Below are 26,165 nucleotides of genomic sequence, written 5' to 3'. Positions count from 1 at the left end.
CTCTCCCTACCTACAGTAAGCTTTCCGCCAATCCTGGAACACGTACTCCTCTTTCCCTCGTTAACTTTTTAAATTCCTCTGTCAATTGTTTCGTTACACTTCCTGGTTTCCCATCTCCAATTTCTCTTGAATCAACTTTTACAACAGGAATTAATTCTGCTGCCGTTCCCGTTAAAAATACTTCATCTGCTACATATACGTCATGGCGAGTAAATGGCCTTTCCTCACATGGAATATGAAGTCGCTCACATAGCTCAATAACACTATTTCTTGTAATACCTTCTAATGCTCCTAAATAGGATGGCGGGGTTAATACTTTTCCATCTTTCACAACGAAAACATTATCTCCAGATCCTTCACAAACATATCCTTGTTGATTTAACATAAGAGCCTCTAGCACTCCTGCTTGTGCCGCTTCAATTTTTACAAGTACGTTATTTAAGTAGTTCATTGACTTAATACGTGGGTCTAAAGCATCTGGCGTATTACGTCTTGATGCAACAGATACAACGCTTAATCCATTATCGTAAAATTCCTGTGGGAATAACTTTAATTGTTCTGCAATGATAATAACGCTCGGTTTCACACAACTTCTCGGATCGAGCCCTAAGTCCCCTTTTCCTCTTGAAACAATTAACCGAATATAAGCATCTGCATACTCATTTTTTTGAAGTGTCTGTAAAACTGCTTCTTCCATTTCGTCAACCGTCAGCGGGATTGTAAGTAAAATAGATTTTGCCGATTCATATAATCGTTTTACATGTTCTTTTAAACAAAATACATTTCCACCGTAACTACGAATCCCTTCAAATACACCGTCTCCGTATAAAAAACCATGATCATATACTGAAACAACTGCCTTTTCTTTTTCTACAAATTCCCCATTCATATAAATGTACTGATTTCCCATCTCACATCGCTCCTCTTTTTTTCTCTCTATTTTTGCAATCTATTTCTATATCGATTGCTGAGATGAGTATTTTTTAACAGAATATTCAGTATATAAACTTTAAAAATATACTCGTCTCAACAATCGATTACATACATACTTATAGCAATCCATTGCTGAGACGAGGGAATCGTGGTACCACTCAGCTTCCTTACACTTCTCACGAAATATAAGCTCTGCAAGTCCAATTAGACTTTTGTTTTTCTATCGGAAACAACTCCGCTACTTTTTACTAGTTTTCAAAAGTAGTGCTCCGAGGTGATCTTCAATGATGACATTGTTACCACCCTCACAGCATCTGGGTAGCTCTCTGAAACAATTTTTATCATTTACTCTCCTCTTCTACGCATTCTCTTATTTTTAAAAATAAAAACTCTCGCCTCAGCAATCAACTACTACAATTTAGTAGCTTTGATTGCTGAGGCGAGAGTTTCGCGTTACCACTCAGCTTCCTTATACTTCTCACGAAATATAAGCTCTGTAGGTCCAATTAGACCCCCGTCCTTTTACCGGAGACGATGCCGTCGCCCTCTACTCAGTTTCCCTTTCGCAAGCGATGCTCCGAGGTGATCTTCAATGACTCGATTGTTACTACTCTCACAGCCTTGGAGTAGCTCTCTGAAACGATCATAATCATCTACTTTCCTCTTCTTTGCATATACAACATATAAAGTTAGAAAATTCTTAATTAACTTTCATTTGTTAAACGTATTATAGGACGTTGTTCTTTTCATTGTCAACATGTTTTTTTGTTTTTTTTTAATACTACATATATTTTCGAATCTTTTTTATTGCGCAATAAAACTTTTTATATAATACTATATAAAACATATATATTTAGGAGGATTACAACAATGTCCGAAAAAACATACGAACTCGCAACCTTCGCAGGCGGTTGCTTTTGGTGCATGGTAAAGCCGTTTGATGAACTTCCTGGTATTCATAAAGTACTTTCTGGCTATGCAGGTGGTCATGTAGAAAACCCAACATATGAACAAGTAAAAGCGGGTACATCTGGTCATTTAGAAGTTGTACAAATTACATTTGATCCTTCTATTTTCCCATATGAAAAATTACTGGATTTATATTGGCCGCAAATCGATCCAACTGATGATGGCGGACAATTTTTTGACCGTGGTCCATCTTATCGCACCGCTATTTTTTATCATACCGAAACACAAAAAGAGCTTGCTGAAAAATCAAAACAAACTCTTGCAGAAAGCGGTATGTTTAAAGAGCCAATCGTAACTGAAATTCGCCCGGCTGCACCTTTTTATGAAGCCGAGGAATACCATCAGCATTTCTATAAAAAGAACCCTGAGAAATATGCTACTGAGCAAAAAGAATCTGGCCGTGCAGACTTTATAAAAGAAAATTGGCAAAAAAAATAATAAAAATGCATCGCGCTCTCTTTTCAAAGTGCGATGCATTTTTATCTTTGAAAAAAGTACCATACAATGATAAAAACAACAGCTGTTAATGTCCAAAGTACTATCTCGTTTTTAGTTTTATTCTTTTTATTAGTCATTTTATTTTCTCCTTATAGCTATTTAACATATTCAAGATTTCCTTTGTTTCATTGTCCACCTTATATACGTGAATACATCCTTACAAATTCTTATAACAAGACCACCAACGATTCCGATTGTAATTGAAATTACTAACATCTGTACAAAACTAAGAGTAGTTGTGTATGTTATGTAGATAACAATACATATAAGTAAAACATCCGGTAAAGAAAGTAAAAACTTTTTAAACATTTCTTTAGCTCTCCTATGTTTTATTTATAAATTATATCTTTTAAAAAAGAAATCTATTACCGTTTCTTAAATAAAAAACCTCCAGTTTAAGCACTAGAGGTTTTCCATTTTATTTCTTCAATCTCTCAATAAAATCCTGCAATTTATCAAGTGATTTCATATTCTGATTACAGGCCACGGCATCTTTGCAAATATAGTTTCCCTTTTTCACGAAAGTTCCTGGTATATCACCTTTAATTTCAACTAAAAACATCCCTACTTCTTCATGTCCGTGACATAAAGAACAAATGCTCTTTTTATTTAAACTTTGAAACGTTCCTTGCAGACCAACAAACTTATTTTTATCATTTTTCGCTATAATAAATTTCCTGCTTGACCCTTTATCAATCCAGCTTAAATAAGATAATTCTTTCATGTCCATTTCTTCCATATCAGGAAGTTTTAATTTTTTCACCTTAGGAAATAATTTTTTTAATGTTTGTGCTGTAACTTCCTGAAACGGAATGACGTACGGATTTATTTTCATTAAAAACGATTCTGCATCTTCTCTATTTTGAACTGTTAATACCGTATCGATTAACTCTTTCTGCTCATCCGTTAAATTCTCAAATACATGTATTATCTTTTCAATTGCTAATGATTTTAACGCTTGAATGACACCTCTATCATTTGCCGTTGCGTGCCCATTCGCTAAAATATAAGCTTGTGATTTTATAAAATTATATTGATCACTTCTAATAAAAGCTTCCATCTTTATCACTCCATACAAATTGTTGATCTAATCTTATTGTATACAATGATTTAGCTTTTTGGTATGTAAAAGATAACTTAGAAACGAATATTACATACATCGATTATATTTTACCGCTCCATTTCCTGACAAAAGAAGCCATCATCTGTTTTCCATTCCGCATATAATACGTCTTCAAATTTAGTAATTCCTTTTTGCTTTATTTGCTTATACAGCCATCCTTCATCAAAGCCCGCTTCTCTCAAATTATCTTTCACTACTTTTCCATCACTAATTAATGAAATTGGTAAGTATACAGGCTTATGTTTTAAACTTAAATCATTTATAGTGGGAGATTCGTATTTACTTTTTTTCAGAACACTTATATTTCCGTTAGGTTCTAATATCATATATTCAACTTCTCGGATTGAAAATATATCTTTTTGTTGCCTAAGCATTTGTTGTAATTGGTTAATGTCCAAATGATTTACACTTAATTGTTCACGATCAATCTTTCCATTACGAATAATAATGGAAGGATATCCTTCAAAAAACCTTCTTGTTCCTCTTATTTTTTGCGTTATCACTTCTATTGTATAAATTAAAATTACCCATACAAATACTGAATATAAAATAGACCACACTTTAATTTTAGGATCATATATTGAATTTCCAACGAGCTCACCAAGAACAATAGCAGAAATAAAATCAAATGGCGTCAGCTGAGATATTTGTGTTTTCCCTAATATTTTTGTAGCAATTAATAGAACAAAGAAACCAATTAAAAGCTCTATCGTTATTTGTCCAATATGATTCATATATGTTCACCTTTCTACTTTTCAAGTGCTCTGTATACCATTTTATAAAAAAACGGCACATTTTTTCTATTATCATGCCCGTTCACATCTCATATATCCAATACATATAAAACAAAAAGAGTCTGATTCAAAGTAACATGAATCAGACTCTTTTCCTCTTATTTAGAATACACAATCTTTTTTATCGTTTCTCCGGAAAGAAAATACTCTTCTGCAAGTTGATGAATAGCAATTCCACTTTTAAACGCTTCTTTAATGGCTTTGTTTCTTTCATCTAACTGTTTTCTTCCTCCAGATCGTGTTCCCCATTTATAATGTTTCGTTTCTTGTTTTGGAATGTAAATTGTTTCACCTTGTATATACTTTTGAATTTCAGTAATTAAACTCTCTGGTAAAACTGCCTTAGCTTTTACGTATTTCATTTCTGCTCGCCCCTTATTTTTTATGGTTCATTTCAATAAGGTGCAAAGCCAAATACAAAAAATGATACAAGCTCATTTTGGCGATGAATTGTATATTACCTGTCTACCTCACGCAAAGTATCGCCATTTCCATACTTGGCTTTGCATGAGACGCTGCAGTGTCTGGCAATTGAATTATAATCGCCATGTAAACACCTCCTAATATACCTTTTTCATTACATTATATGATAAATTCCTTCCCCTTGCATCCACATCCTTTTTAAAGCATGAAATTACTTAGTTTGATATAATACTTTTTAGTCCAATCAAAAACTATAGTGAGGTTGCTTTATGAAAAAGAAAATAATCATTACAATCATTACATTATTCATTATTACTGTAGCATTATTCGGAACATACAAATTGATGAATGCAAGAAGCTTTCAATTATTTGGAGATTTAACAAATCGAGTAGAAACAAATGAAAAGGTGATTGCTTTAACTTTTGATGATGGCCCTACTAACAATGTAAAACAAATATTACCGCTACTAGATACATACAATGCAAAAGCTACTTTCTTTTTAATTGGAAATGAATTAGAGAAAAACCTATCGTTAGGAGAATCTATCGTACAATCTGGACACCAAATTGGAAACCATACATATTCTCATAACAGAATGGTTTTTAAAACACCTTCTTTTATTAAAGAAGAAATAGAAAAAACGAATGCATTAATCCGCCAAACAGGATTTACAGGCGCAATTGATTTTAGACCACCTAACGGGAAAAAGCTAATTGGTCTGCCCTATTATTTAAATAAAAACAATATCGAAACAATCACCTGGGACCTTGAACCTGATACTTTTTATAAATCTGCTGCTGATAAAATTGAATATGTTAATAAAAATGTAAAACCAGGTTCTATCATTTTACTGCACTCTATGTATGATGAGTCTAATGAAAGTTTACAGACCATTGAAGGTATTTTAGACTCTTTATCTAAGAAGGGCTATCAGTTCGTAACAGTAAACGAACTACAAAAAAGAACAAAGTAAGAAAGCTAGCGTATCATACAATGATACGCTACCTTTTTGTTTAAATAATGCCAAGTACATTTAAGAATACGATAATAATCGCAATTGGTGCGATGAAGCGAAGTAAGAATAACCATAATACGAATAATTTATAGCCTTTATTTTTACTTACACCAAGCTCTTTCATTAATACATCTTTCTTCATTTTTAAAGGAACAAAGATAGAAACTAATAAAACACCAAGTGGCATTAATACGTTACTAACTGCATAATCCGCTAAATCAAAGACTGTCTTTCCGAAAATCTTCAGATCGCTTAATATACCAAATGACAATGCTGATGGTACTCCTACAACGAAGATTAATAAACCTACGATTAAAGCCATTTTTTCACGTTTCCCTTTACCTTTTGCAGTTAAAGATGCCACGCTAATTTCTAACATCGAAATCGCTGATGTAATAGTAGCAAAGAAGAATAGTAGTAAGAAAACGATGAAGAAGAATTTTCCGAATGCCATTTTACTAAAAATAGCTGGCAGTACGATAAATAATAGTCCCGGTCCTTGAGATGGTTCCATTCCAAATGCGAACACTACTGGGAAAATTGCAAGTCCTGCAAGTAATGTAATCACAAGCGTTAAAGCTACGATAGAAAATGCTGAACGCGGTAAACTTTCCTCTTTCGGTAAGTATGAGCTATACGTTACCATTACTGCTACTCCGACTGATAGTGAGAAGAACGATTGTCCCATCGCATATAAAATAACTTCTGATGTTACATGTGAGAAATCAGGTTGTAAGAAGAAACGAACCCCTTCTCCTGCACCATCTAACGTAAGTGCACGAACGATTAATACAAAGAATAAAACGAATAGTGCTGGCATGAAATATTTATTTACTTTTTCAACACCATTTTGTACACCTTTACTTACGATAAAAATAGTAATAAGGATGAATAATAGCTGTGATCCTACTGCTAAATACGGATTGGAAATGATTTCACCAAACGTAGCTTCGTATGCGCCATTTCCTTCCCATAGTCTACCTGTAATTGCATTCCATAAATATAATAAAATCCAGCCTCCTACAACACTGTAGAAAGAAAGTAATATGAAACAAGTTACAATCCCTAATTTCCCTAACCATGGCCATAATGTTTTTGGTGCGATTTCTCTATACGCATCAACAGCCTCTTTTTGTGTACTTCTTCCGATAACGAATTCAGCTAATAATAGCGGTAAACCAATTAATAATGTGAAACCGATGAAAATAAGGAAGAACGCGCCGCCCCCTCCAATTCCGGCCATATACGGGAACTTCCAAATAGCCCCTAGACCAATTGCTGAACCTGCCGCAGCTAATACGAAACCTAATTTCGATGTCCATTGCTGTGAATTCATTTGTTAATCTCCTCTCTTTATCTTTTTCTGTTTTACAATTCGGTATTTATATTGTTCTATCCACACTCTTTTCTAATACGTTCACTTCCTCTCTACTAATAAAAAACGCCCCTACGTAAATACGTAGGGACGACAAAAATATCGCGGTACCACCCTAGTTATGAAGATACACCAAAGTTAGGACCTAAATAAAAAACGTCCCTACGCAAATACGTAGGGACGATAAATTATCGCGGTACCACCCTAGTTATGAAGCCACAACAAAGTAAGACCTAAATAAAAAACGTCCCTACGTAAATACGTAGGGACGATAAATATCGCGGTACCACCCTAGTTGTGAAACAATCTTCACCACTTTATTTGATAACGGTATAAACTACCGTCTTTCATTTCCTCATAATGTGAGATTTATGAAAGATGCTCCAGGACGAACTTCATGAATAATCTATATACTGATTCACACCAACCATCAGCTCTCTGTAATAGGGAGATATTCACTACTATACCCTTTCATTGCCCAAATATTATTTTCCGAATTGATTACTATCATTTTTATCACACATTAAAAATAGTGTCAACTTATATTTTGAATTTTTACGTATTACATTCTATTTGAAAATGTAAAATATGACTTTTAAGTGAATAATATTAGAATATTTATGTTCCATACTATATTAACTACTCTAACAGGTTTATAGTAATATACGATAAACGTAAGACAGCACGAGTAGGAGGAAAGAATTTTGTCTACTTCAAAAGTTTTAAAAGGAACTGCTTTATTAAGCGGCGCAACAATGATTTCACGTATATTAGGTTTTATATACTTCTTCCCTTTTCAACTATTAGTCGGAACACAAGGGGTCGCTTTATATGGATATGCATACTCTTGGTACGGAATTTTATTAAGCTTTTCAACTGCCGGTATCCCTATTGCCGTTTCCAAATTCGTTGCAAAGCATAATGCGCTTGGTGATTATAGTACAAGCAAAAAATTATACAACTCTAGCGTAAAATTAATGTTGTTTATGGGATTTTTAGGGTTTTTAGTTTTATTTATTGGAGCACCCTACATATCACAATTTATTATTCGCTCGAAAACGCCAGATCCACAATTTATCTCTGACGTAACACTTACGATGCGAGCATTAAGTTTCGCACTTATTCTCGTACCAGCAATGAGTGTGACACGTGGTTATTTCCAAGGATTTCAACATATGAAACCAAGCGCTGTTTCTCAAGTCGTAGAACAAATTGCACGCGTTGTTTTCATTTTAGTTGGTAGCTTTATCGTCTCAAAACTATTAGGAGGTTCCGTAGCCTCTTCTGTTGCAGTTGCTACGTTTGGAGCTGTTATCGGAGCACTTGCAAGCGTCTCTATTTTAATGATGTACTGGAAAAAATATAATGGGTTAAAACCTCCCGAAGGTGAATTAAAATCAAGAGCATCCAATATTCCATTAAAAAATATTTATATAGAATTACTTCGATATGCCATCCCAATTGTATTTGTCGGCATCGCAATTCCACTCTACACGTTAGTAGATCAATATACTGTAGCTGATGTCCTTAGAGCGATGGGAGAGCCGTTAGAAACAGCAAATGCAGTTTTCGCTTATATAACGAACTATGCCCAAAAGTTAATTATGATTCCAGCTTCACTTGCAACTGGATTCTCCTTAACGATCATTCCGGCTATAACGAAATCTTATACAAGCGGGAAATTAGAAGAATTACAAGAACAAATTTCAAAGATATTTCAAGTCTTGTTATTCTTCACAATCCCGGCTGCGTTTGGTCTTGCTAGCATCGCTTACGATGCATTCCGCATGGTTTATGTAAATCCTGAAATCGCACTTGGTGGATCACAATATTTAATTTCATTCACACCGTCTGCTATATTAAGTGCGATTTTCACAGTTTCAGCAGCTATTTTACAAGGAATCGATTATCAAAGAAAAACAATGATTGCATTCTCAGCCGGAATTCTCGTTAAAGTTGTAGTAAATACACCGCTCTTACATTTATTTGGCGGACACGGTGCTGTACTTGGAACCATTCTTGGATACCTCGTTTCCAATAGTATTATGTTGTACTGCATCGTTAAGTTTGCGAAATTTAAAATTGGTGAGACAGCAAAAACAATATTTCTTATTACAATTTACTCCGCAGCAATGTCTGCTGTTGTGATGGCATTAAAATCAATTTTAACATGGTTAATTCCTGGACAAACTTATATGGAATCACTTCTCATTGTCGTTATATGTGGCGCTGTAGGAGGGCTTGTTTACCTTTTATTCGTATTAACAAGTGGACTTGCTTCACATATTCTCGGTGATAGAATTCAACGCTTATCTATACTGGGGAAATTAGTAAAATAAAAAACAAAGAGATGTAACAAGGGTTACATCTCTTTGTTTTTTATTTCGCATATTGAATACGCTTTTGCTGTTCAGCGATATGTAATTCCGGAGCATGGTGTTCTACTAACTGTAATAGCTCCTCGATTAACACTTCTAACTCCTGTACACTATACTCCGGTTTTCCTATTAAAGCATTCGCCATACGCTCATATAAGTTTTCAGGCTTAATAATCATTCGTTCCACATTATATGGCATCCATTTAAACGCCGGGTGATGTACATACATTTTATTCAAACCAAATAAGACACCAAATATATTCCTTTGTGCTTCACAAATAACATCATATAGCATAAGCCAGTCTTTTCGTTTTAAAAGTGCCTCTCGATTATGCCAGCGATTGCTTAACCAAAGATTTTCTGAAATCATCCGTTTCGCTAGATTTTCTGGATATGCTACCACTCTATCTTTTAATGCATGTACTTTCTCTTCTCCATACAAACTAACACCGTCATGCACGGATGATACAATACATTGTTTTTCATAACTTATATCATATTGATCCACCACATCCGAAATCACTTTCTCTACTGTTTCTGTTAAAAAGTTACTAATCTCTAATTTAATTCCTTCTTTCGTCAAATACGTTTCCGACCATTCTTCTTCCTCATAAGGATGATATGACAAAATTGTTCCACCAATATAGTTAATAGGCCCTTTACGATCCTCATTCTCTGGTGGCATTGACCATAAAATATGTAGTTCTATATCTGAATGTTCATCTTCTAGCTTTCTAGCTACTGAACCGGCTAAAATAATAGCCTCCACTTTTGGGTTCTTCCTATAAATCTCTGACATTTCTATTGCTTTCTCTTTTAATCCCACTTCATTTCCCCCTATAATTGCATTACAGCCTTACTTCTTTTATTTATTTCGATATTACACATTTTATTCCCTTTTCAAAGTTCCACTACATCATATTTCTACCCAATAACGTTGTACAATTTCCCCAGTATGAGAAGAAACTACTTCATTTTCTAACACACCGCCAACCTTTTGAATCGTTTTAGCCGAAGCGATATTAGCTTTATCACAAGTTATTAACACTTTCTGCAATCCTAATTTTTGCGCTTCATCCAATGCAAATTGTAGTTGTTTTGTAGCGTAACCTTGGCGACGTTTATTTGGATGGACACTGTATCCAATATGACCACTTTCCCGCAATAATTCTGAGTTTAGTCGATGTCTAATATTTACAAAACCTATAAGTTCCCCTTTTTCAAAACTTAAAAATTGGCTAGACGGTACTCGATTACCTTGTAAGTTTTCTCCCGCTTCTTGTATACTCACTTTTTCAAACCATTCATCGAGAGAATCAAAATTTTGTAAAGAACTACTGCCGTGTGGTTGTTCATCAGCATGTAAAAACGCATCGCGATACTCCATAATTTGTTTGCTATATTCATATGTTGGTTTTAATAGTTTCATTGTGCTTCTCCTCTCTAAATAACCTACAACAAACCCCTTAATAGCTCTCTTTCACCATTAAGGGGTTTCTATCATTTTCATTCAAATAATCCCATACTCAAATAACGCTCACCTGTATCAGGTGCAATACATAAAACTTTTTTACCAGCACCTAATCGTTTCGCAATCATAATCGCTGCGTAAACAGAAGCACCAGAAGACGGCCCAACTAATAATCCCTCTTGTCTAGCTAAATTTCTCATTGTCGTTAAAGCCTCTTCGTCTGCAATTTGAATAATTTCGTTATACACTTCCGTATTTAAGTTTTTCGGGATAAACCCTGGACTTGTTCCTACTAGTTTATGAGGACCTGGAACACCTCCGGATAAAACAGGAGATCCTTTCGGTTCTACTACTGCAACATATAAATTGGGTAGTTTCTCTTTTAACGTTTCACCAGTCCCAGTAATCGTTCCGCCTGTTCCTGCCGTTGCTACAAATGCATCAAGCTCTCCATCCATTTGTTCATAAATTTCAAGTGCAGTTGTATAACGATGAATATTCGGGTTTGCTGGATTTTCAAATTGCTGCGGAATAAAACTATTTGGAATTTTCTCTTGCAATTCTAACGCCTTCGCAATTGCTCCTGGCATTCTTTGTTCTGCCGGTGTTAAAACTACTTCTGCACCGTATGCTTTCAATAAATTTATACGCTCTTTTGACATATTGTCCGGCATAATTAAAATCGCTTTATATCCTTTCGCAGCCGCGTTCATCGCTAAACCAATTCCTGTATTACCACTTGTTGGCTCAATAATTGTATCTCCTGGTTTGATAAGACCATTCTCTTCTGCAACGTGCAATAAATTATAGGCAGCACGGTCTTTCACACTGCGTGATGGATTAAACATTTCTAGTTTTACATACACATCTGCTGCGTCTTCTGGAATAAATTTAGATAAACGGACGACAGGTGTATCTCCTATTAATTCTGTAACATTTTTACATAATTTCATAGTGCATCCCCTATTCTATCGTTTTCTTATCACTTGGTAATAACCAAGAAGTAAGTCCAATTAATGGTAGACAACTACATAGTAACATAATGAATTGTAGACTATATATGTCAGCCAATTTCCCAAGAACTACAGAGCCTAAAGCGCCGAGTCCAAACGCAAGCCCTACAATTAATCCAGATACCATTCCTACTTTTCCAGGAACAAGCTCTTGCGCATATACAACAATTACACTAAAACTACTTGAACTAATAAAACCGATACATAAAAATAGCGGTATGACCCATACGAGCGAAACGTGGGGTAATAAAAGTGCAAGTGGGGCTGAACCTAGCATTGAAAATACAATAATTGTTTTCTTTCCAAATCGATCTGCTAATGGACCACCAAAGAAGGTTCCTAACACACCAGCAATCATAAATGCGAATACGAAATACTGAGCATTTTTTATCGATAAACCGTAATGCTCAATTAAGTAAAATTGATAAAAGTTCCCAATACCAGCACCGTACCAAGATCGTACAAAAGTAAGAAAAACAAGAAGTAAAATAACAAATTTAATATGTGTACTTACAATCGCATTTTCCGCCTCAAGCGCAGCCCTCTTTTTTCTCCTCACAGCGCCAGTCGCTAATTCATTCCTATACCAATTTGATACGAAAATTAATAATACAATTCCTACCGCCGCAAAGGCCGTAAAACCTAAAGAACCAATTTGTCCAAGCGGAACGAAAATTAACGCTGTAAAAATAGGAGCTAGAGAATTACCTGTATTTCCTCCCACTTGATAAATCGCTTGCGCTAAACCTCGTTTCGTCCCTGCTGCCATATAAGCAACTCGGGCGCCTTCTGGATGAAAGACTGCGGAACCTAATCCGATAAATAAAACAGAAATAATAACAATAATAAAGTTCGGTGCAAACGCGAGTCCAATCATCCCAAGCATACTCGAAAACATACCGAGCGGTAATAAAAATGGTGACGGCTTCTTATCCGAATACATACCAAAAACCGGTTGCATAATCGATGATGTCATATTTAACGCAAACGCAATCCACCCTACTTGCATATAGGATAAATTCATCGTTTTTTCCAAAATAGGAAACAACGCGGGCACAACTGCTTGCATCGAATCATTTAAAAAATGACCGAAACTAATCGCAAATAATATTCGATATATTGTCGGTGTTTCTACTCTGTTTTTTTGCGAAACTGCCTGCATATGTGTATTTCTCCTTCCTGTACAAAATATATATTTATTACAGTAGGTGTAATAAATTCTGACTTTTGAAACATTTCTATTCTATACTGGTTTCATTTCTTTTTCCAGAAATATCACCTTTTAAATAATATATTTTTTCTATATGCTTTATCGGATTTATTTATAGAAATTTTCTATATTTTCTTTTATACTAAGGCAGAGATGAAGGAAAGGATGACAACTATGAAGAAAAAAACAAAGGGAATCGTTGCACTCTCAATCACATTATCTATGTTTTTAACAGCATGTGGTCAAAAACAAGAGGCAACAACTACCGGAGAGAAGAAAAAAGAATCTTCGAAACAAGTATTAAACATTGTAGAAGCTGGGGAAATTTCTACACTTGATTCATCTATCGCAACCGATGGGTTTTCTTACGCTGCATTAAACAACGTAATGGAAGGATTATATATGCCTGGTCCTGACAATAAACCTGTTCCTGCAGCAGCTGAATCATACAAACTGAGCGAAGACGGAAAAACATATACATTTACATTACACGATTCAAAATGGTCAAATGGCGATCCAGTAACTGCCCATGATTTTGAATATGCATGGAAACGGGCCGTTAATCCAGAAACTGCTTCTGAATACGCACATATTATGTTCGATATTAAAAACGCTGAAAAAATAAATAAAAAAGAATTGCCAATTGATTCATTTGGTGTAAAGGCGATTGATAATAAAACTCTTGAAGTACAGTTAGAACACCCTGTTCCATACTTTTTAGGTTTAATGGGATTTGCAACATTTTATCCTCAAAACAAAAAGGTTGTAGAAGCACAAGGGAAAAATTACGGACTTGAAGCTGCAAATGTAGTTTATAACGGACCTTTCCAATTAAGTGAATGGAAACATGATACAAGTTATAAAATGACAAAAAACCCGAACTACTGGGATAATAAAAATGTGAAATTAAATGAAGTTAATGTAAATATCGTAAAAGATACTTCAACAGCCGTTAATTTATTTGAAAGTAAACAAGTAGACCGTATTACGATCAATTCAGAGTTTGTTGATAAATATCAAAAAGATCCGAGCTTAAAGAAAATGGAACGTCCTTCTGTGACATTTTTCCGATTTAGTCAAAAGAACCCTTTATTAGCAAACAAAAATGCTCGTAAAGCTATTTCGCTTGCTTTTGATAAACAAGGAATCGCAACAACGATTTTAAACAATGGTTCTATACCTGCGAATGCATTCGTTCCAAAAGGATTCGTAAAAGGACCTGACAATAAAGATTTTCGCAGTACAAGTCATGTAAAAGTAGAAACAAATGTGAAAGAAGCTAAAACACTATGGGAAACTGCGAAAAAAGAAACAAATTTACAAAACGCTTCTCTTTCAATCATAACAACAGATGAGTCTAACGATAAAAAAATTAGTGAGTTTTTAAAAGGTGAGCTGGAGAAAAACTTACCTGGATTAAAAATCACATTACAACCACTTCCAGTAAAAGCATTTTTAGATCGTGAAGGAAATGGTGATTATGACATTTCACTTTCTACATGGGGACCAGATTATCCTGATCCTACAACATTTTTAAATATGTTCGTTACAGACGGACCGTTTAATAAGATGAGTTACTCAAACAAACAATACGACGAATTAATTGAGAAAACGAGCTCTACTTTAGTAACTGACTTACCAGCACGTTGGAAAGCGTTCCAAGATGCAGAGAAAATCTTACTTGAAGATGATGCAGCTATCGCTCCAATCTTCCAATCAGGACTTGTATATTTAGAACGCCCAACAGTAAAAGGTGTTGTTGTTCGTCCATTTGCAGGAATTTATTCTTATAAGTGGGCCTCTATTACGGAATAAGAAAAAGGCGATCCTAAAACATATTAGGATCGCCTTCTTTATTAAATTGCAAAACGCTTATACTTTTCGTAATCACTCGTCTTACATTCTACTTCTAGTTTCGTACCTTCGTTTTCATAACTCGTAGATAGAACGTGCGCATGAGTATTGAAATAAGAAACTACCTGTCCTTGATCATACGGAATTAGCATTTCACACTTCGTATACTCTTTATAAATGTGTGAGCGAATCATTTCGACAAGTTCTTCAATTCCAACGTGTTTCTTCGCTGATAAATAAACGCGGTCTTCTTGTACTTTCGGAATTTCAACATCTACCATATCTGATTTGTTATAAGCATAAATTGTTGGAATATTTTCTACTCCAATTTTCTTTAACGTTTCATTTGTAATATCAATTAACTGTTCATAATTTGGATTTGCGTAATCTACAACATGAATAAGTAGGTCTGCTTCCGCTACCTCTTCTAATGTTGACCGGAATGCTTTCACAAGATGATGCGGTAATTTACTTACAAATCCAACTGTATCTGTTAATAAGAATGATTTGTTATCTGGTAACTCAATATTTCGCACCGATGTTTCTAACGTTGCAAATAACATATCCTTTTCAAATACTTGTTTTTCTTCTGTACCATTGTAAATTTCAAGCATCGCATTCATCGTCGTTGATTTTCCCGCGTTCGTATAACCTACTAATGCTACAACAGGAATTTCATTTTTCTTACGTTGTTTGCGCTGCGTTTGACGCTGCGCAACAAGAGCTTCTAAATCTTTATTTAAAACTGAAATTTGTTCTTCAATTTTACGACGATCCAACTCTAATTTCTTCTCACCGACACCTTTATTTTTCGTACCAACACCGCCGCTCTGTCTTCCTAACGATTCACGAAGACCAATTAAACGAGGCATCATATACTGAAGGTGGGCCACTTCTACTTGCAACTGCGCTTCTTTCGTTTTCGCACGTTGCGCAAAAATGTCTAAAATTAATATGGTACGGTCAATTACTTTACAATCTAAATCTGCTTCTAAATTTCGAATTTGAGAAGGCGATAATTCGTCATTAAAGATGACCATATTCGCACCTACTTCATTTACATAGGCTGCTACTTCTTCAATCTTTCCTTTTCCAATATAATGGGATGGATTTACACGTTGTAAATTTTGCGTCACTTGTCCAATTACCTCTACATCACAAGCTTCTGCAAGATTCGTTAGCTCTTCCATCGAATATGCAAAATCATCCTCATTACCTAAATTTACTCCAACTAAAACTGCTCTTTGTAATAATTCTTCCATATATTTATTCCTCCATTTCGATTACGTAAAATAAAAAACACAGGTCGCTGCCTGTGTTTTCGTAAACGGATAAGGGTTCACCAAAGAAATAGAAGAAAGTTGTGCTTTCATCCTATCTCATAGTTAAAAAGTCCCAAGATCGTATGCGTATCCACTATAAGTGTTCACCTATACAATCCCATTCTATTTATAAAGGCAAAACAAAAAGAGGGCGTATTCGTCCCTCCCTCTTTTTCACATATAAGCTTAATAAAGGGTTCCTTTAAAATAGGCAGACCAATCCCGTTCACTCTGCACACAGACAGAGCCTTTGAGCGCTATTCAATTATTGGCACAAAGTATTGAGACGTAATCTGATTAAGATCAAAGGAAGCCCCTCCGTTCATTTTAAGTTACATAAAGTGTAGCATAAGTAATTCGCTTTCACAAGATTAAACCACCTATAGAAACAGAAAGAAAATCTTTATATATTTACTTTAATCGTCATTTTTTGCGAGTTCTTCTCACAACAAAAACAATGATTAATAATAGACAAATGGAAATGATAGCAACTTGCCACCAACTGAAACCGCTCACCATCTCCCCTTTTAAATCCACTTTCTTCGTTGGAACAGACTCTTTTGCAATTTGACGTAAAGCCACTTTGTCCGCCCCTGCCTCATCTAATCTCTTCGTTCCACTACAACTATTTGTGTGTAATTGTTTTTCAGATCCTCTTTGAGAAGAATATATTAAGTACTCTCCTCCTTCCACAAAATGAAACACACAATCACCACCATTTGTATATACAATAATTTGCGAAGAATTTGTCCCTTTCCAAATTTTCTTCACTTCAAATAATACTTCAATTCCACCTCCTTCTTTCCTTCCAACCTCAATTACTTGTCCCTCAAACACTACATCGTTTTTTTGAAAAGCCTCTTCTGCTGATACGTTAATACAATCACAAGCATAAGATTTCTCTGGAAAAATAATAAAAATAAAGCTACAAATAATGACAAAAGGCAACATACGTAAAATTCTTTTCAAGGAGCCCAACTCCCTTCATTATCAATTTTAGAAACTTCTCGTATATTATTTTTACAACACTCGCTAAATTCCTCCATAGTAAGCTAAGTCGTTCAATACACTAAAAATCTATATTGACATTTTTATAACCTGATATTAGTATCAGGTTATAAAATAAAGTTAGGAGCTGTTCCTATGAATTCTAAATCCCGTATTACTGCAATTGGTACTCATGTTCCAGAACAAATATTATCAAATCATGATTTAGAAAAAATGATCGATACGAATGATGAATGGATTGTACAAAGAACAGGAATGAAGGAAAGAAGAATCGCTAGCGAAGATGAATACGCCTCAAACTTAGCCATTAAAGCAGTTGAAAATTTATGTACAACATATAAGAAAAACTTAGAAGATGTCGACTGTATCATTGTCGCTACTACTACTGCTGATTACGTTTTCCCTAGTGTTGCTTGCCAAATACAACAATACTTCAACATACCTCATACAATGGCATTTGATTTAAATGCCACTTGCGCTGGTTTCACATATGGCTTGCACGTCGGTAATAGCTTGATTACTTCTGGATCACATAAAAAAGTACTTGTCATAGCGACAGAGACATTATCAAAAGTTACTGATTACACCGATAGAACGACCTGCATTTTATTTGGCGATGGTGCTGGCGCTATTTTATTAGAAAGAGATGAAAGCAAACCAAGCTTTATTGCCGCACACATGGGAACAAATGGGGACGGTGGTATTCATCTATACAGAACAAACTTATCTACAACTATGAATGGTACACCACTGCAAGCAAATGAAAAAATCGTGCAAAATGGAAGAGAAGTATATAAATGGGCAACACGCACGGTGCCAACAGGGATAAAAGAACTATTACATACCGCAAATATGCAAAAGGATGATATAGACTGGTTCATACCACACAGTGTTAACTTACGAATGATTGAATCTATTTGTGAGAAAACCGAAATTCCAATCCAAAAAACTTTAACGAGTGTAAAATACATGGGAAATACATCTTCAGCTTCTATTCCAATCGCTCTAGATTTAGCTAGAAAAGAAGGAAAATTAAATAATGGAGACACACTTTTACTATACGGGTTCGGTGGTGGTCTTACGCATTTAGGGCTTATTGTGGAATGGGATTTAAGCTAAACATATAAAAAAGAGGTTCTAGTTAGTAACTAGAACCTCTTCTTTAATTTCTTTCTCCTTTTCGAGACCATATCACAACAGGAATAAGCATGAAAGCTAACACTCCTCCAGCTAATGACAATGCCGCATAACTTGAATTCGCTACTACCATTCCTGACATCGCTCCACCAGAAGCTCCTGCTAGTGCAATAAATACATCTATCTTTCCTTGTGTTTTTGCACGTGTCGAAGGTATAGTTGCATCAACAATTTGAGCCGTACCACTTATTAAACCAAGGTTCCAGCCTAATCCAAGTAAAGACAAAGCAACAATTAATAGTATTAAAGAATCGCTCGGTGCTAGCGCAGCTATGACACCTGCTGCTAGTAAAATTACTCCGCCAGCTATACTCATCGTAGTTCTACCAATTTTATCAATTAATATTCCTGTAACGAGAGATGGAAGGTACATTGCACCAACATGAAAACCAATTACAAGTCCTACAGCACTTAAACCGTGACCGTGGTGCCCCATATGAACTGGCGTCATCGTCATAATTGCAACCATCACGATTTGCGTAAGTATCATTACGATAGCTCCAACTGTAATACCTCTTTTATTTTCTTTCGCTTCTTCTATTACCGCTTGCCCTTTATATGTATGTTCTTGTTTATATGATTCTATCATATTAGCAATAAGTAACGGATCTGGACGTAGCATAACAAAAAGGACAAGACCCGCCAGTATAAACGCCGCTGCTGATAATATGAACGGACCAGCCAGTTCAGGAATTCCAATTGAATGAGCAAATCTTCCCATTACACCTACTAAATTTGGACCTGCGACTGCACCAAAAGTCGTCATTACCATCGTAATACTAATGGCAGTTGCTCTTTGCTTCTTATTCGCTAAATCCGTTCCAGCATAACGCGCTTGTAAATTTGTAGCTGTGCCCGCGCCATATATGAGTAAAGAAACTAGTAAAAGAATAATACTATTTGTTAAAGCTGCCATCACAACTCCAATAGCCCCTAACCCACCTACTATAAAACCCGCTGCAAGTCCTATGCGACGACCATATTTTTGCGATAACTTCCCGACAAAGAAAGCCGCTATCGCAGATCCCATCGTAAACATAGCAGCCGGTAAACCTGCAAATGCATCTGTCCCAAGCATTTGCTGCGCAAGAAGTGCACCTACTGTAATGCCAGCAGCTAACCCAGCTCCGCCAAACATTTGTGAAAAGCTTACGATTATTAATGTTCTTTTGTATAATTTTTGTTGTTCTTCTTCTGTATACATTCGATTACTTTTTAAAGCCCCCGCCCTATCTAACAATTCCTCATCCTCCCTTTAAAATTAAACCCTCTTGTTAATGTACTATGTTTAACGTTACATATTCAATGCCATTTTCCATTCTTCTCTTTCATTCTAAAAAACTTTCTAACCGAACTCGACTTCTCTCATGCTATATTAAAAATACTACCATTCACAATATGTAATCAAAAAACAAAAAACAGGCTGCTATTAGCCCGTTTTCTTTACACTTCCTCTACTACTCTTCCACTTTTCTTTTTACTCAAAACCTTTCTTTCCGAAAATAACAAACTTACTAAAGCACAAATTAAAATAATTGGCACACTCGCTTTATATAAATCTGTAAAACTCATCGCCATCTGATTCTTAGCATAATGGTTTACATCATTCGAAAATGCGAGTACTTCTTTCTTTATACTTTCCTCTTGTTTTTCAACTTCATTTGTCACTTGATTCATAACTTCTTCTCTTTTTATATCTCTATATTCTACTGGAACAGCATTTAACACTTCATCTACTTTTTGGTGAATTAATTCGTCTTTTTTCTCTTTATGTAACCCTACAAATTTTTCATTTTGATGCTTTTCTACATTCGTTTCTATACTTTGATTCTCTATTTTTTCTTTTGTCATTTGTAATATCTCCGCTTGCTGAGTATTACCTACATGAATATTACGCACCTTTTCTTCTGCATAACGATATACATTCTCTTTATTTACAGTTAAGTTGTGAGTTAAATTAGATACAAATATTGCGACCGCTAAAACAATACCTACTTGCCGCAACATTGACACGACACTTTGAGAAGCAGTTAATAATTCCCCTTCAAACGAAGAAGCACTTAAAACTGTAATTGGACCTACTACTAAACCATACCCAACACCTAGTATCATACATGGAATAATAATTTCTATATTTGTTGAATTAACATCAATCATTTGCAACCAATAATAAGATAAGCCCATCACAAGAAAGCCTGATAAAATAATAGTTACTTTTCCGAGTTTTTTAATTAAAGTTGCTGCAGCTGGTGAGACAAAAAATATCATTGCTGAAATAGGTGTCACTAAAAAAGCTGCTTCAATTTCCGTTCGACCTTGTATTTTCGTCAAGAACGTCGGAAGCAATACAGTAACTCCAATTAAAAATACATTACTTAATATGACAACGATAGATGCTCCGACAAACATTCGATCTTTAAATAAATTTAAATTCACCATGGGGTTATGAATCTTTCGCTCTACTAAAACAAATAGAATAAGAGAAATAGTGCTAATTGCATAACAAAACAAAGCTATATTACTTTGCCATCCCCATGTATTACCTTTTACTAATATGAGAGTAAAAGAAAAAATTGCTGTGCTACTTAATAGCAATCCTATCCAATCTATTTTTGAGGTAATACGTTCTTCATTTTTTATTTGTAGCATAAAGCAGCATAAAATGATTCCAAGAATACAAATTGGAACATTAACGAAGAACACCCATCTCCAACCGAAATTTTGTGTAATAATTCCGCCTATTACTGGTCCCATTGCAGCTGACAGTCCTTGTGTTACGCCTAAAATTGCTAGTGCAACATGCCTCTTAGCTAACGGCATAGCTGATACACCAATTACCATACTAGTTGGAAATAAAATCGCTGCCCCTACACTTTGTATAAAACGAGAAAAGATAAGAAAATCCCCTGTATTAGCAAAAGCACAAAGTACCGATCCACCACCAAAAATCACCAGACCAAGAATATACATCTTTGCTTTTCCAAAGATATCAGCTATCCGCCCTAGCGGGATAGCAAGTACTGCTATTGTCATTGTATAAACATTTAATACCCAAGACATTTTTTCCAATGAAGTATTTACACTCGTTTGTATCGCTGGTAAAGCTATATTCATAATTGTTGTATCAATCATACAAAGAAAAATACCTAAGCACATTAAAAAGACAATCTTAATACCCTTTGATTGCTCCATGTTCATCTACCCCTTTATTTATAATGAACGTGTTTTTCATTCTTCCATTTTATCGTGTTCTTTTGCTTCTAGTTGTTCTAGTTTTCTTTTCAATGTCTCTACTTGAGCACTATAAGATGCAATACCTACATCGAGTGAAATTTCCTCGACAAAAGTAATACCGTTTCTCCACTTTTCATATTTCAAACGAAGATCCGCAATGTATGCTTCTTTCCTTTCAATTTCATCCTCAATCCATTTTTTAATTGCCTTATCATCACTATAATTACCGAAATACATCCTCATTAAAAAATCTGAACGCAAAACATCTTTCTCTACATCCGTTTGCATGTATTGATAAAACTCTTCACGCCCTGCATCTGTAATAAAGTACATTTTCTTATTCGGTTTCCCTTCTTGCATAACAACTTCTTTTTTTATTTTCCCCTCTTTTTCCAACTGACGTAACGTTGGATAGATCATCCCAAAACTTCCATCAAAGAAATGAGTAAATACATCTTCAAACACAATTTTAATATCATAACCAGACAATTCTTTTCCCATTAACAAACCTAAAACAACATCTCTTCCTTTCAAAATAAGACCCCCACATAGTATATAATCAATAATCATATTAACATTGTTAATATGATTATTGATTATATACCTTATTCTGTTATTTGTAAAATGTTTCTAAATAAAAAACACCCTGTAATTTTATTGTTCAAAATTACAGGGTATTTCTACTTTATATTTCATAAACAAACTTTGTACTATTTTACAACTTCATCTTGGCCCGTTTCAAAGCCTTCTGTCTTTCCCTCTTTTATTTCATAATAATACGAAGGTAATTCTATATTATGTTCTAAAAGGTAATCTTCAATTAACGAAATAATCACTTTCAACGTTTTCAAACGAGCGAATAATTTATCGTTACTCGCGATAATTTGCCATTTCGCATTTGGTCTATTTGTTTTTTCAAACATTTCTTCCATCGCTTCAACATACTCGTCCCATTTTTCACGGTTACGCCAATCTTCATCTGTAATTTTCCATCTTTTTAAAGGATTGTTCTCTCTATCCTTAAACCTCTTTAACTGTTCATCTTTACTAATATGATAGAAAAACTTCCCGATTATATAATGATCATCTGTTAGTAGTTTTTCAAAATCATTAATCTCATCATATGCTCTCGTCCACTCTTCCTTTGTAGCAAAACCTTCAACCCGCTCAACTAACACACGGCCATACCATGAGCGATCAAAAATAGTAATTTGCCCGTACTGAGGAAGTTTCCGCCAGAAACGTTGCAAATAATGGTACCGTTTTTCATGAGGTGCAGGTGCTCCGATTGGAGTTACTTGAAACCCGCGCGGATCAAGATGTTCCGTCACTCGCTTAATCGCCCCGCCTTTTCCAGCCGCATCCCAGCCTTCCATAACGAGCATAACTGCAATTTTTTCCTCTTTTACAATTTGCTGAAGTGCTAATAAACGTCTTTGGTATTTTTCAAGTTTCTTATTATACTTAGATTTTGATTCAATTTTTTTCTTTAAATCTACTTTAGCAAGATGTCCATTTTCCATAAAACAAATCCCCCTTGTTGTATGACAATGTTATTTTAACATATCCATTGGGATTTTTTTCAAATTAAAAATTTTTTCGAAAAACAATCTCTACTTTTTTTATATCGATAAATTAACTTCACCAATATATTTTTAAGCACACCTATTATTAATTACAAAAACAAAAAAGGAGACTATGCAAAAAAATCTCTACACAGTTTCCTTTTTTAAGATGTATGTCGCTTACTTAGAAAGACTAACAATAAAAATAGAAACTCCATCGATTCACTCATACTACAAACGAATGACAGGCGGAATACCTCCTTCTGGTAAAAAATAAGCAAATACTGTAAATCCAATGATTAACATTGAAAATAATGTTATTATAATTCCACCTGGTAATGTTAGAAAAAGAGTATTCGGCCTTCTCTTCATAGAGAAAATCATCGAGTATACCCCCAGAAGAAGACTTATTATAGCAATAGTCACATAAACAACTACTGCATACCATGGATTGAGTTCTAATAAAACACCAGAAATAAATATATACAAAAATAATAATTGTAGAAAAATACTGCTTCCCATACTTACAAGTTCTTTCAATATATCCTCCCCCCTAAATCGCATGGTATATTATCTCAAAAAGAGAAGAAAATAACAAAAAATTCATTAAAGAATGGGAGCTCTCAAAAAATGAAACGAAAAATATTAACTCTCTTTACGCTTATATGCTTAGCACTACCAATACAAGCTAGTGCATACACATTTCAATCACTACCAATTGCATCAAAGTCTAAACAATGGTATATCGAAATTGATAAATCTCATAACGTAAACAAGCAAGCAATCCAGCCAAAACAAGGTGTATTTGATACATATAGTTTACTCGTAAAAAACATCGGTCATGATGTATCAAACGTATCCGTGGAAATACTTAATAACAATCCTACCTCTAAAGCTACCTTTAAACCTACTACCCCTAATGAAAATATTTCTAAAAGTCATACAAGCTTTGACTACATGGTATTCCCATTAGACTTTAATAGCCATAATTTTAAAGTTGTGATTACTTGGGAAGAAAAGAACTTTTCTTACAACGGCCATCCAGTAAATGAAAGTAAAAAAATGAAACAAACATTTGTATTTAATGAAGAGTAAGCCCTAATTTAATTAGGGCTTACTCTTCATTTACAAAACCAGTTTGAATGGCTTCTGTCACTTCTTTTGTTATGTCCAGTTTTGTTGCATCGGTGCTAATTTTCTTATGCCAAATATGCACGGAAGGCTTTTCGTTACAAAAATGTTTTATTAATACTAGTTGATTATATGCTAGCTTATTTTCTCTATGGGTAGCAATATAGACTGTGAAATTTTTTGCTTCAAAGATCTTTTCCTGCAAAGTATATTGGTTGTCCCATTCCTTTGCGACTATATCGTTCAAATTTTTTATAAGCATATAAGTCGTTCCCACCTTCCCTTATATCATCAATCAAATCTTCGAATACTCGGCACACATAATGCTACTCCAATTGTTACAAGTACTAAAATAGCTAATGTTATAATCGTTATCTCACCACCTATGACAGTAGCTAACCATCCTACAACTACATAACCTAGTGGCAATAAAGCAAATGAACCTAACATATCAAGGCTTGCCACTCTTCCAAATGCTTCTTCTGGCACGAGCTCTTGTAAACTCGTTTCCCAAATGAGTCCAAATATCATCATACCGAACCCTTCAATTGCCATTAATGCGATTAAAGCAGGTGCCCAAGTAATGAACGGCATTATTAAAAGCGCACAACCACTTATTAAAACACCACCATAGGCAAGTATTCCCCGCTTATACCACCGTTCTCTCCCGCCGAATATTAGCGCAGCAACTACAGCTCCAACACCAGAGGATGCCATTCCTAATCCATACACGTATGCTTCAAAATGATGATGAACATTAAATAACCATGGAATTAATACGACGATAATTCCTGCATAACAAATATTGATGAAAGAAAAGACTAAAATTGTAATCCATAGCCACGGATGACTTTTTAAAACGAAAACACCTTCCATAAACTCTTGTTTGTAATCGATCTTTCTTTTTTCAATCGTTTTTACTTTTTTAAACTTTATTTCCCTTAAAAATAATAAACAAAAAAATGATAACAAATATGTTACTGCATCTAGTCCAAACCCTATTCCAGCAGATGCAACTGAAACGATTAATCCTCCAAGAGCCGGTCCAATTAGTCGTATACCTTGATTACTCATTTGCGTTAATGCATTAGCTGCATTTCGAATGTCCGGTACAAATACTTTCGCTCTTACAGCCGCATACGCTGGTTGAAATATCCCTTCCATAAGTCCATATAATGCTATGAGGACATATAGAAGCGGAATTGTTAAATCATCCATAAATATAAGTGTTGCAAGTAATAGCATTAATATGCAGCGAACTATATCTGTAAATAACATTACTTTCACTCGATCCATTCGATCTACGATTAATCCCGCAAACGGTAACGCAAGAATATTAGGAAGCATGTACATTGCCATAGTCATTCCCATTACAACTGTTGATCCAGTTAATGAATATACAACGACTGGCAAAATAACCATCGTTATCGAACTACCTAAAGTCGAAAGCAATTGCCCAACCCATAAAAATTTAAAATGTGGTGACGCTTTAACTGGCAATAGCAATTTACCGATATAACTTAAACTTTTCTCTGTTGGTATTTCTCCTTGCATATACCTCTCCTCTTTTCAAATTAAGTTAACAATGAAACAAAAACAGAAAATTCAATCTTAAATACTTTTAATTATATATGAAACGGTTTAATTATTG

25 protein-coding genes and 3 other annotated features are annotated in these 26,165 nt (G+C 34.8%); of the genes, 6 read left to right on the top strand and 19 right to left on the bottom strand.

The window, feature by feature from the left end; translation table 11 throughout:
* Positions 1-10 precede the first annotated feature (10 nt).
* Entirely contained in the window at positions 11-910 is a 900-nt protein-coding gene (ilvE, locus tag ACTFR9_RS01830) for a branched-chain-amino-acid transaminase (RefSeq protein ID WP_000528129.1), read from the bottom strand.
* Positions 911-1,063: 153 nt separating this feature from the next.
* Positions 1,064-1,303 (bottom strand) — a binding site (T-box leader).
* 62 nt (positions 1,304-1,365) lie between these two features.
* Positions 1,366-1,611, bottom strand: a binding site (T-box leader).
* Positions 1,612-1,803: 192 nt separating this feature from the next.
* Here ilvE and msrA point away from each other — a divergent pair.
* Positions 1,804-2,340, top strand: a complete 537-nt coding sequence (gene msrA, locus ACTFR9_RS01825) for a peptide-methionine (S)-S-oxide reductase MsrA (RefSeq protein ID WP_001291872.1) — start codon at positions 1,804-1,806, stop codon at positions 2,338-2,340.
* Positions 2,341-2,508: 168 nt separating this feature from the next.
* Here msrA and ACTFR9_RS01820 read toward each other — a convergent pair whose 3' ends face one another.
* The 4 genes from ACTFR9_RS01820 to ACTFR9_RS01805 form a co-directional block, all read right to left on the bottom strand.
* Entirely contained in the window at positions 2,509-2,709 is a 201-nt protein-coding gene (locus ACTFR9_RS01820) for a hypothetical protein (RefSeq protein WP_000473064.1), read from the bottom strand.
* 109 nt (positions 2,710-2,818) lie between these two features.
* Positions 2,819-3,460 (bottom strand): FusB/FusC family EF-G-binding protein, encoded by a 642-nt coding sequence (locus ACTFR9_RS01815; RefSeq protein WP_000387076.1) that lies wholly within the window; start codon positions 3,458-3,460, stop codon positions 2,819-2,821.
* Positions 3,461-3,570: 110 nt separating this feature from the next.
* Positions 3,571-4,257: a DUF421 domain-containing protein gene (locus ACTFR9_RS01810; protein WP_001015532.1), complete on the bottom strand. Its 687-nt coding sequence runs from the start codon at positions 4,255-4,257 to the stop codon at positions 3,571-3,573.
* 158 nt (positions 4,258-4,415) lie between these two features.
* A complete protein-coding gene (locus tag ACTFR9_RS01805) occupies positions 4,416-4,679 on the bottom strand; it encodes a CD3324 family protein (RefSeq protein ID WP_000878319.1) in 264 nt (87 codons plus the stop codon).
* Between the two features lie 330 nt (positions 4,680-5,009).
* On the opposite strand from ACTFR9_RS01805, the gene ACTFR9_RS01800 reads away from it, so the two are divergent.
* A complete protein-coding gene (locus ACTFR9_RS01800) occupies positions 5,010-5,714 on the top strand; it encodes a polysaccharide deacetylase family protein (protein WP_000726849.1) in 705 nt (234 codons plus the stop codon).
* A 40-nt stretch (positions 5,715-5,754) separates the two neighbouring features.
* Here the strand turns inward: ACTFR9_RS01800 and ACTFR9_RS01795 are convergent, their stop codons facing one another.
* Positions 5,755-7,092, bottom strand: a complete 1,338-nt coding sequence (locus tag ACTFR9_RS01795; RefSeq protein ID WP_001088182.1) for a sodium-dependent transporter — start codon at positions 7,090-7,092, stop codon at positions 5,755-5,757.
* A gap of 300 nt (positions 7,093-7,392) precedes the next feature.
* Positions 7,393-7,615 (bottom strand) — a binding site (T-box leader).
* Between the two features lie 220 nt (positions 7,616-7,835).
* Here ACTFR9_RS01795 and ACTFR9_RS01790 point away from each other — a divergent pair.
* Complete coding sequence (locus ACTFR9_RS01790) at positions 7,836-9,470, top strand: putative polysaccharide biosynthesis protein (RefSeq protein ID WP_229136420.1); 1,635 nt, start codon at positions 7,836-7,838, stop codon at positions 9,468-9,470.
* A 40-nt stretch (positions 9,471-9,510) separates the two neighbouring features.
* On the opposite strand, the gene ACTFR9_RS01785 is transcribed toward ACTFR9_RS01790, so the two are convergent.
* From ACTFR9_RS01785 to ACTFR9_RS01770, 4 genes are all read right to left on the bottom strand, one after another.
* On the bottom strand, positions 9,511-10,335 hold the full coding sequence (locus ACTFR9_RS01785; protein ID WP_000523167.1) for a DUF4037 domain-containing protein: 825 nt from the start codon (positions 10,333-10,335) through the stop codon (positions 9,511-9,513).
* Positions 10,336-10,425: 90 nt separating this feature from the next.
* Complete coding sequence (locus ACTFR9_RS01780) at positions 10,426-10,938, bottom strand: GNAT family N-acetyltransferase (RefSeq protein ID WP_000771318.1); 513 nt, start codon at positions 10,936-10,938, stop codon at positions 10,426-10,428.
* A 77-nt stretch (positions 10,939-11,015) separates the two neighbouring features.
* Positions 11,016-11,933: a cysteine synthase A gene (cysK, locus tag ACTFR9_RS01775; protein WP_229136422.1), complete on the bottom strand. Its 918-nt coding sequence runs from the start codon at positions 11,931-11,933 to the stop codon at positions 11,016-11,018.
* 10 nt (positions 11,934-11,943) lie between these two features.
* Entirely contained in the window at positions 11,944-13,155 is a 1,212-nt protein-coding gene (locus tag ACTFR9_RS01770; protein ID WP_001149408.1) for an MFS transporter, read from the bottom strand.
* Positions 13,156-13,377: 222 nt separating this feature from the next.
* Here ACTFR9_RS01770 and ACTFR9_RS01765 point away from each other — a divergent pair, with 222 nt between their 5' ends.
* The gene (locus tag ACTFR9_RS01765; protein WP_229136424.1) at positions 13,378-15,018 is read left to right on the top strand and encodes a peptide ABC transporter substrate-binding protein; all 1,641 of its coding nucleotides are present in this window, start codon (positions 13,378-13,380) and stop codon (positions 15,016-15,018) included.
* Positions 15,019-15,059: 41 nt separating this feature from the next.
* On the opposite strand, the gene hflX is transcribed toward ACTFR9_RS01765, so the two are convergent.
* Together hflX and ACTFR9_RS01755 are read right to left on the bottom strand one after the other, a co-directional pair.
* Positions 15,060-16,319: a GTPase HflX gene (gene hflX / locus ACTFR9_RS01760; RefSeq protein ID WP_061184703.1), complete on the bottom strand. Its 1,260-nt coding sequence runs from the start codon at positions 16,317-16,319 to the stop codon at positions 15,060-15,062.
* 483 nt (positions 16,320-16,802) lie between these two features.
* Positions 16,803-17,348, bottom strand: a complete 546-nt coding sequence (locus ACTFR9_RS01755; RefSeq protein ID WP_000821911.1) for a hypothetical protein — start codon at positions 17,346-17,348, stop codon at positions 16,803-16,805.
* Between the two features lie 174 nt (positions 17,349-17,522).
* Between ACTFR9_RS01755 and ACTFR9_RS01750 the strand changes: the two genes are divergently transcribed.
* A complete protein-coding gene (locus tag ACTFR9_RS01750; RefSeq protein WP_229136425.1) occupies positions 17,523-18,506 on the top strand; it encodes a ketoacyl-ACP synthase III in 984 nt (327 codons plus the stop codon).
* A 43-nt stretch (positions 18,507-18,549) separates the two neighbouring features.
* On the opposite strand, the gene ACTFR9_RS01745 is transcribed toward ACTFR9_RS01750, so the two are convergent.
* From ACTFR9_RS01745 to ACTFR9_RS01725, 5 genes are all read right to left on the bottom strand, one after another.
* Positions 18,550-19,824, bottom strand: coding sequence for an MFS transporter (locus ACTFR9_RS01745; protein ID WP_229136427.1), 1,275 nt, complete (start codon positions 19,822-19,824; stop codon positions 18,550-18,552).
* A 203-nt stretch (positions 19,825-20,027) separates the two neighbouring features.
* Positions 20,028-21,776 carry an MFS transporter gene (locus ACTFR9_RS01740; protein ID WP_076855735.1) on the bottom strand — a complete coding sequence of 583 codons (1,749 nt, stop codon included), beginning with the start codon at positions 21,774-21,776 and terminating at the stop codon, positions 20,028-20,030.
* 36 nt (positions 21,777-21,812) lie between these two features.
* Positions 21,813-22,352, bottom strand: coding sequence for a PadR family transcriptional regulator (locus ACTFR9_RS01735; RefSeq protein WP_000678336.1), 540 nt, complete (start codon positions 22,350-22,352; stop codon positions 21,813-21,815).
* Positions 22,353-22,528: 176 nt separating this feature from the next.
* On the bottom strand, positions 22,529-23,341 hold the full coding sequence (locus ACTFR9_RS01730; RefSeq protein ID WP_000427307.1) for a polyphosphate kinase 2 family protein: 813 nt from the start codon (positions 23,339-23,341) through the stop codon (positions 22,529-22,531).
* Between the two features lie 273 nt (positions 23,342-23,614).
* A complete protein-coding gene (locus ACTFR9_RS01725) occupies positions 23,615-23,923 on the bottom strand; it encodes a hypothetical protein (protein WP_000661601.1) in 309 nt (102 codons plus the stop codon).
* A gap of 90 nt (positions 23,924-24,013) precedes the next feature.
* Between ACTFR9_RS01725 and ACTFR9_RS01720 the strand changes: the two genes are divergently transcribed.
* Positions 24,014-24,478: a hypothetical protein gene (locus tag ACTFR9_RS01720; RefSeq protein ID WP_048557498.1), complete on the top strand. Its 465-nt coding sequence runs from the start codon at positions 24,014-24,016 to the stop codon at positions 24,476-24,478.
* 19 nt (positions 24,479-24,497) lie between these two features.
* Here the strand turns inward: ACTFR9_RS01720 and ACTFR9_RS01715 are convergent, their stop codons facing one another.
* Positions 24,498-24,776 (bottom strand): hypothetical protein, encoded by a 279-nt coding sequence (locus ACTFR9_RS01715; protein WP_000905834.1) that lies wholly within the window; start codon positions 24,774-24,776, stop codon positions 24,498-24,500.
* A 29-nt stretch (positions 24,777-24,805) separates the two neighbouring features.
* Positions 24,806-26,068 carry an MFS transporter gene (locus tag ACTFR9_RS01710; RefSeq protein ID WP_076856430.1) on the bottom strand — a complete coding sequence of 421 codons (1,263 nt, stop codon included), beginning with the start codon at positions 26,066-26,068 and terminating at the stop codon, positions 24,806-24,808.
* Between the last annotated feature and the right edge of the window lie 97 nt (positions 26,069-26,165).

Source organism: Bacillus cereus group sp. MYBK222-1 (genome assembly GCF_051916425.1).
In the GTDB taxonomy this organism is placed as follows: domain Bacteria; phylum Bacillota; class Bacilli; order Bacillales; family Bacillaceae_G; genus Bacillus_A; species Bacillus_A paranthracis.
Note: the sequence above shows the minus strand (reverse complement) of the source record. Positions and strands in the feature narration are given on the sequence as shown.

Excerpts from the sequence above, each read along its gene's own strand:
- ACTFR9_RS01715 (WP_000905834.1), bottom strand. The coding sequence starts at position 24,776 with ATGCTTATAAAAAATTTGAACGATATAGTCGCAAAGGAATGGGACAAC.
- ACTFR9_RS01730 (WP_000427307.1), bottom strand. The coding sequence starts at position 23,341 with ATGGAAAATGGACATCTTGCTAAAGTAGATTTAAAGAAAAAAATTGAA.
- ACTFR9_RS01710 (WP_076856430.1), bottom strand. The coding sequence starts at position 26,068 with ATGCAAGGAGAAATACCAACAGAGAAAAGTTTAAGTTATATCGGTAAA.
- ACTFR9_RS01815 (WP_000387076.1), bottom strand. The coding sequence starts at position 3,460 with ATGGAAGCTTTTATTAGAAGTGATCAATATAATTTTATAAAATCACAA.
- ACTFR9_RS01800 (WP_000726849.1), top strand. The coding sequence starts at position 5,010 with ATGAAAAAGAAAATAATCATTACAATCATTACATTATTCATTATTACT.
- ilvE (WP_000528129.1), bottom strand. The coding sequence starts at position 910 with ATGGGAAATCAGTACATTTATATGAATGGGGAATTTGTAGAAAAAGAA.
- ACTFR9_RS01805 (WP_000878319.1), bottom strand. The coding sequence starts at position 4,679 with ATGAAATACGTAAAAGCTAAGGCAGTTTTACCAGAGAGTTTAATTACT.
- ACTFR9_RS01770 (WP_001149408.1), bottom strand. The coding sequence starts at position 13,155 with ATGCAGGCAGTTTCGCAAAAAAACAGAGTAGAAACACCGACAATATAT.
- ACTFR9_RS01810 (WP_001015532.1), bottom strand. The coding sequence starts at position 4,257 with ATGAATCATATTGGACAAATAACGATAGAGCTTTTAATTGGTTTCTTT.
- ACTFR9_RS01750 (WP_229136425.1), top strand. The coding sequence starts at position 17,523 with ATGAATTCTAAATCCCGTATTACTGCAATTGGTACTCATGTTCCAGAA.
- ACTFR9_RS01820 (WP_000473064.1), bottom strand. The coding sequence starts at position 2,709 with ATGTTTAAAAAGTTTTTACTTTCTTTACCGGATGTTTTACTTATATGT.
- ACTFR9_RS01740 (WP_076855735.1), bottom strand. The coding sequence starts at position 21,776 with ATGGAGCAATCAAAGGGTATTAAGATTGTCTTTTTAATGTGCTTAGGT.
- ACTFR9_RS01720 (WP_048557498.1), top strand. The coding sequence starts at position 24,014 with ATGAAACGAAAAATATTAACTCTCTTTACGCTTATATGCTTAGCACTA.
- ACTFR9_RS01795 (WP_001088182.1), bottom strand. The coding sequence starts at position 7,092 with ATGAATTCACAGCAATGGACATCGAAATTAGGTTTCGTATTAGCTGCG.
- ACTFR9_RS01765 (WP_229136424.1), top strand. The coding sequence starts at position 13,378 with ATGAAGAAAAAAACAAAGGGAATCGTTGCACTCTCAATCACATTATCT.
- ACTFR9_RS01780 (WP_000771318.1), bottom strand. The coding sequence starts at position 10,938 with ATGAAACTATTAAAACCAACATATGAATATAGCAAACAAATTATGGAG.
- msrA (WP_001291872.1), top strand. The coding sequence starts at position 1,804 with ATGTCCGAAAAAACATACGAACTCGCAACCTTCGCAGGCGGTTGCTTT.
- cysK (WP_229136422.1), bottom strand. The coding sequence starts at position 11,933 with ATGAAATTATGTAAAAATGTTACAGAATTAATAGGAGATACACCTGTC.
- hflX (WP_061184703.1), bottom strand. The coding sequence starts at position 16,319 with ATGGAAGAATTATTACAAAGAGCAGTTTTAGTTGGAGTAAATTTAGGT.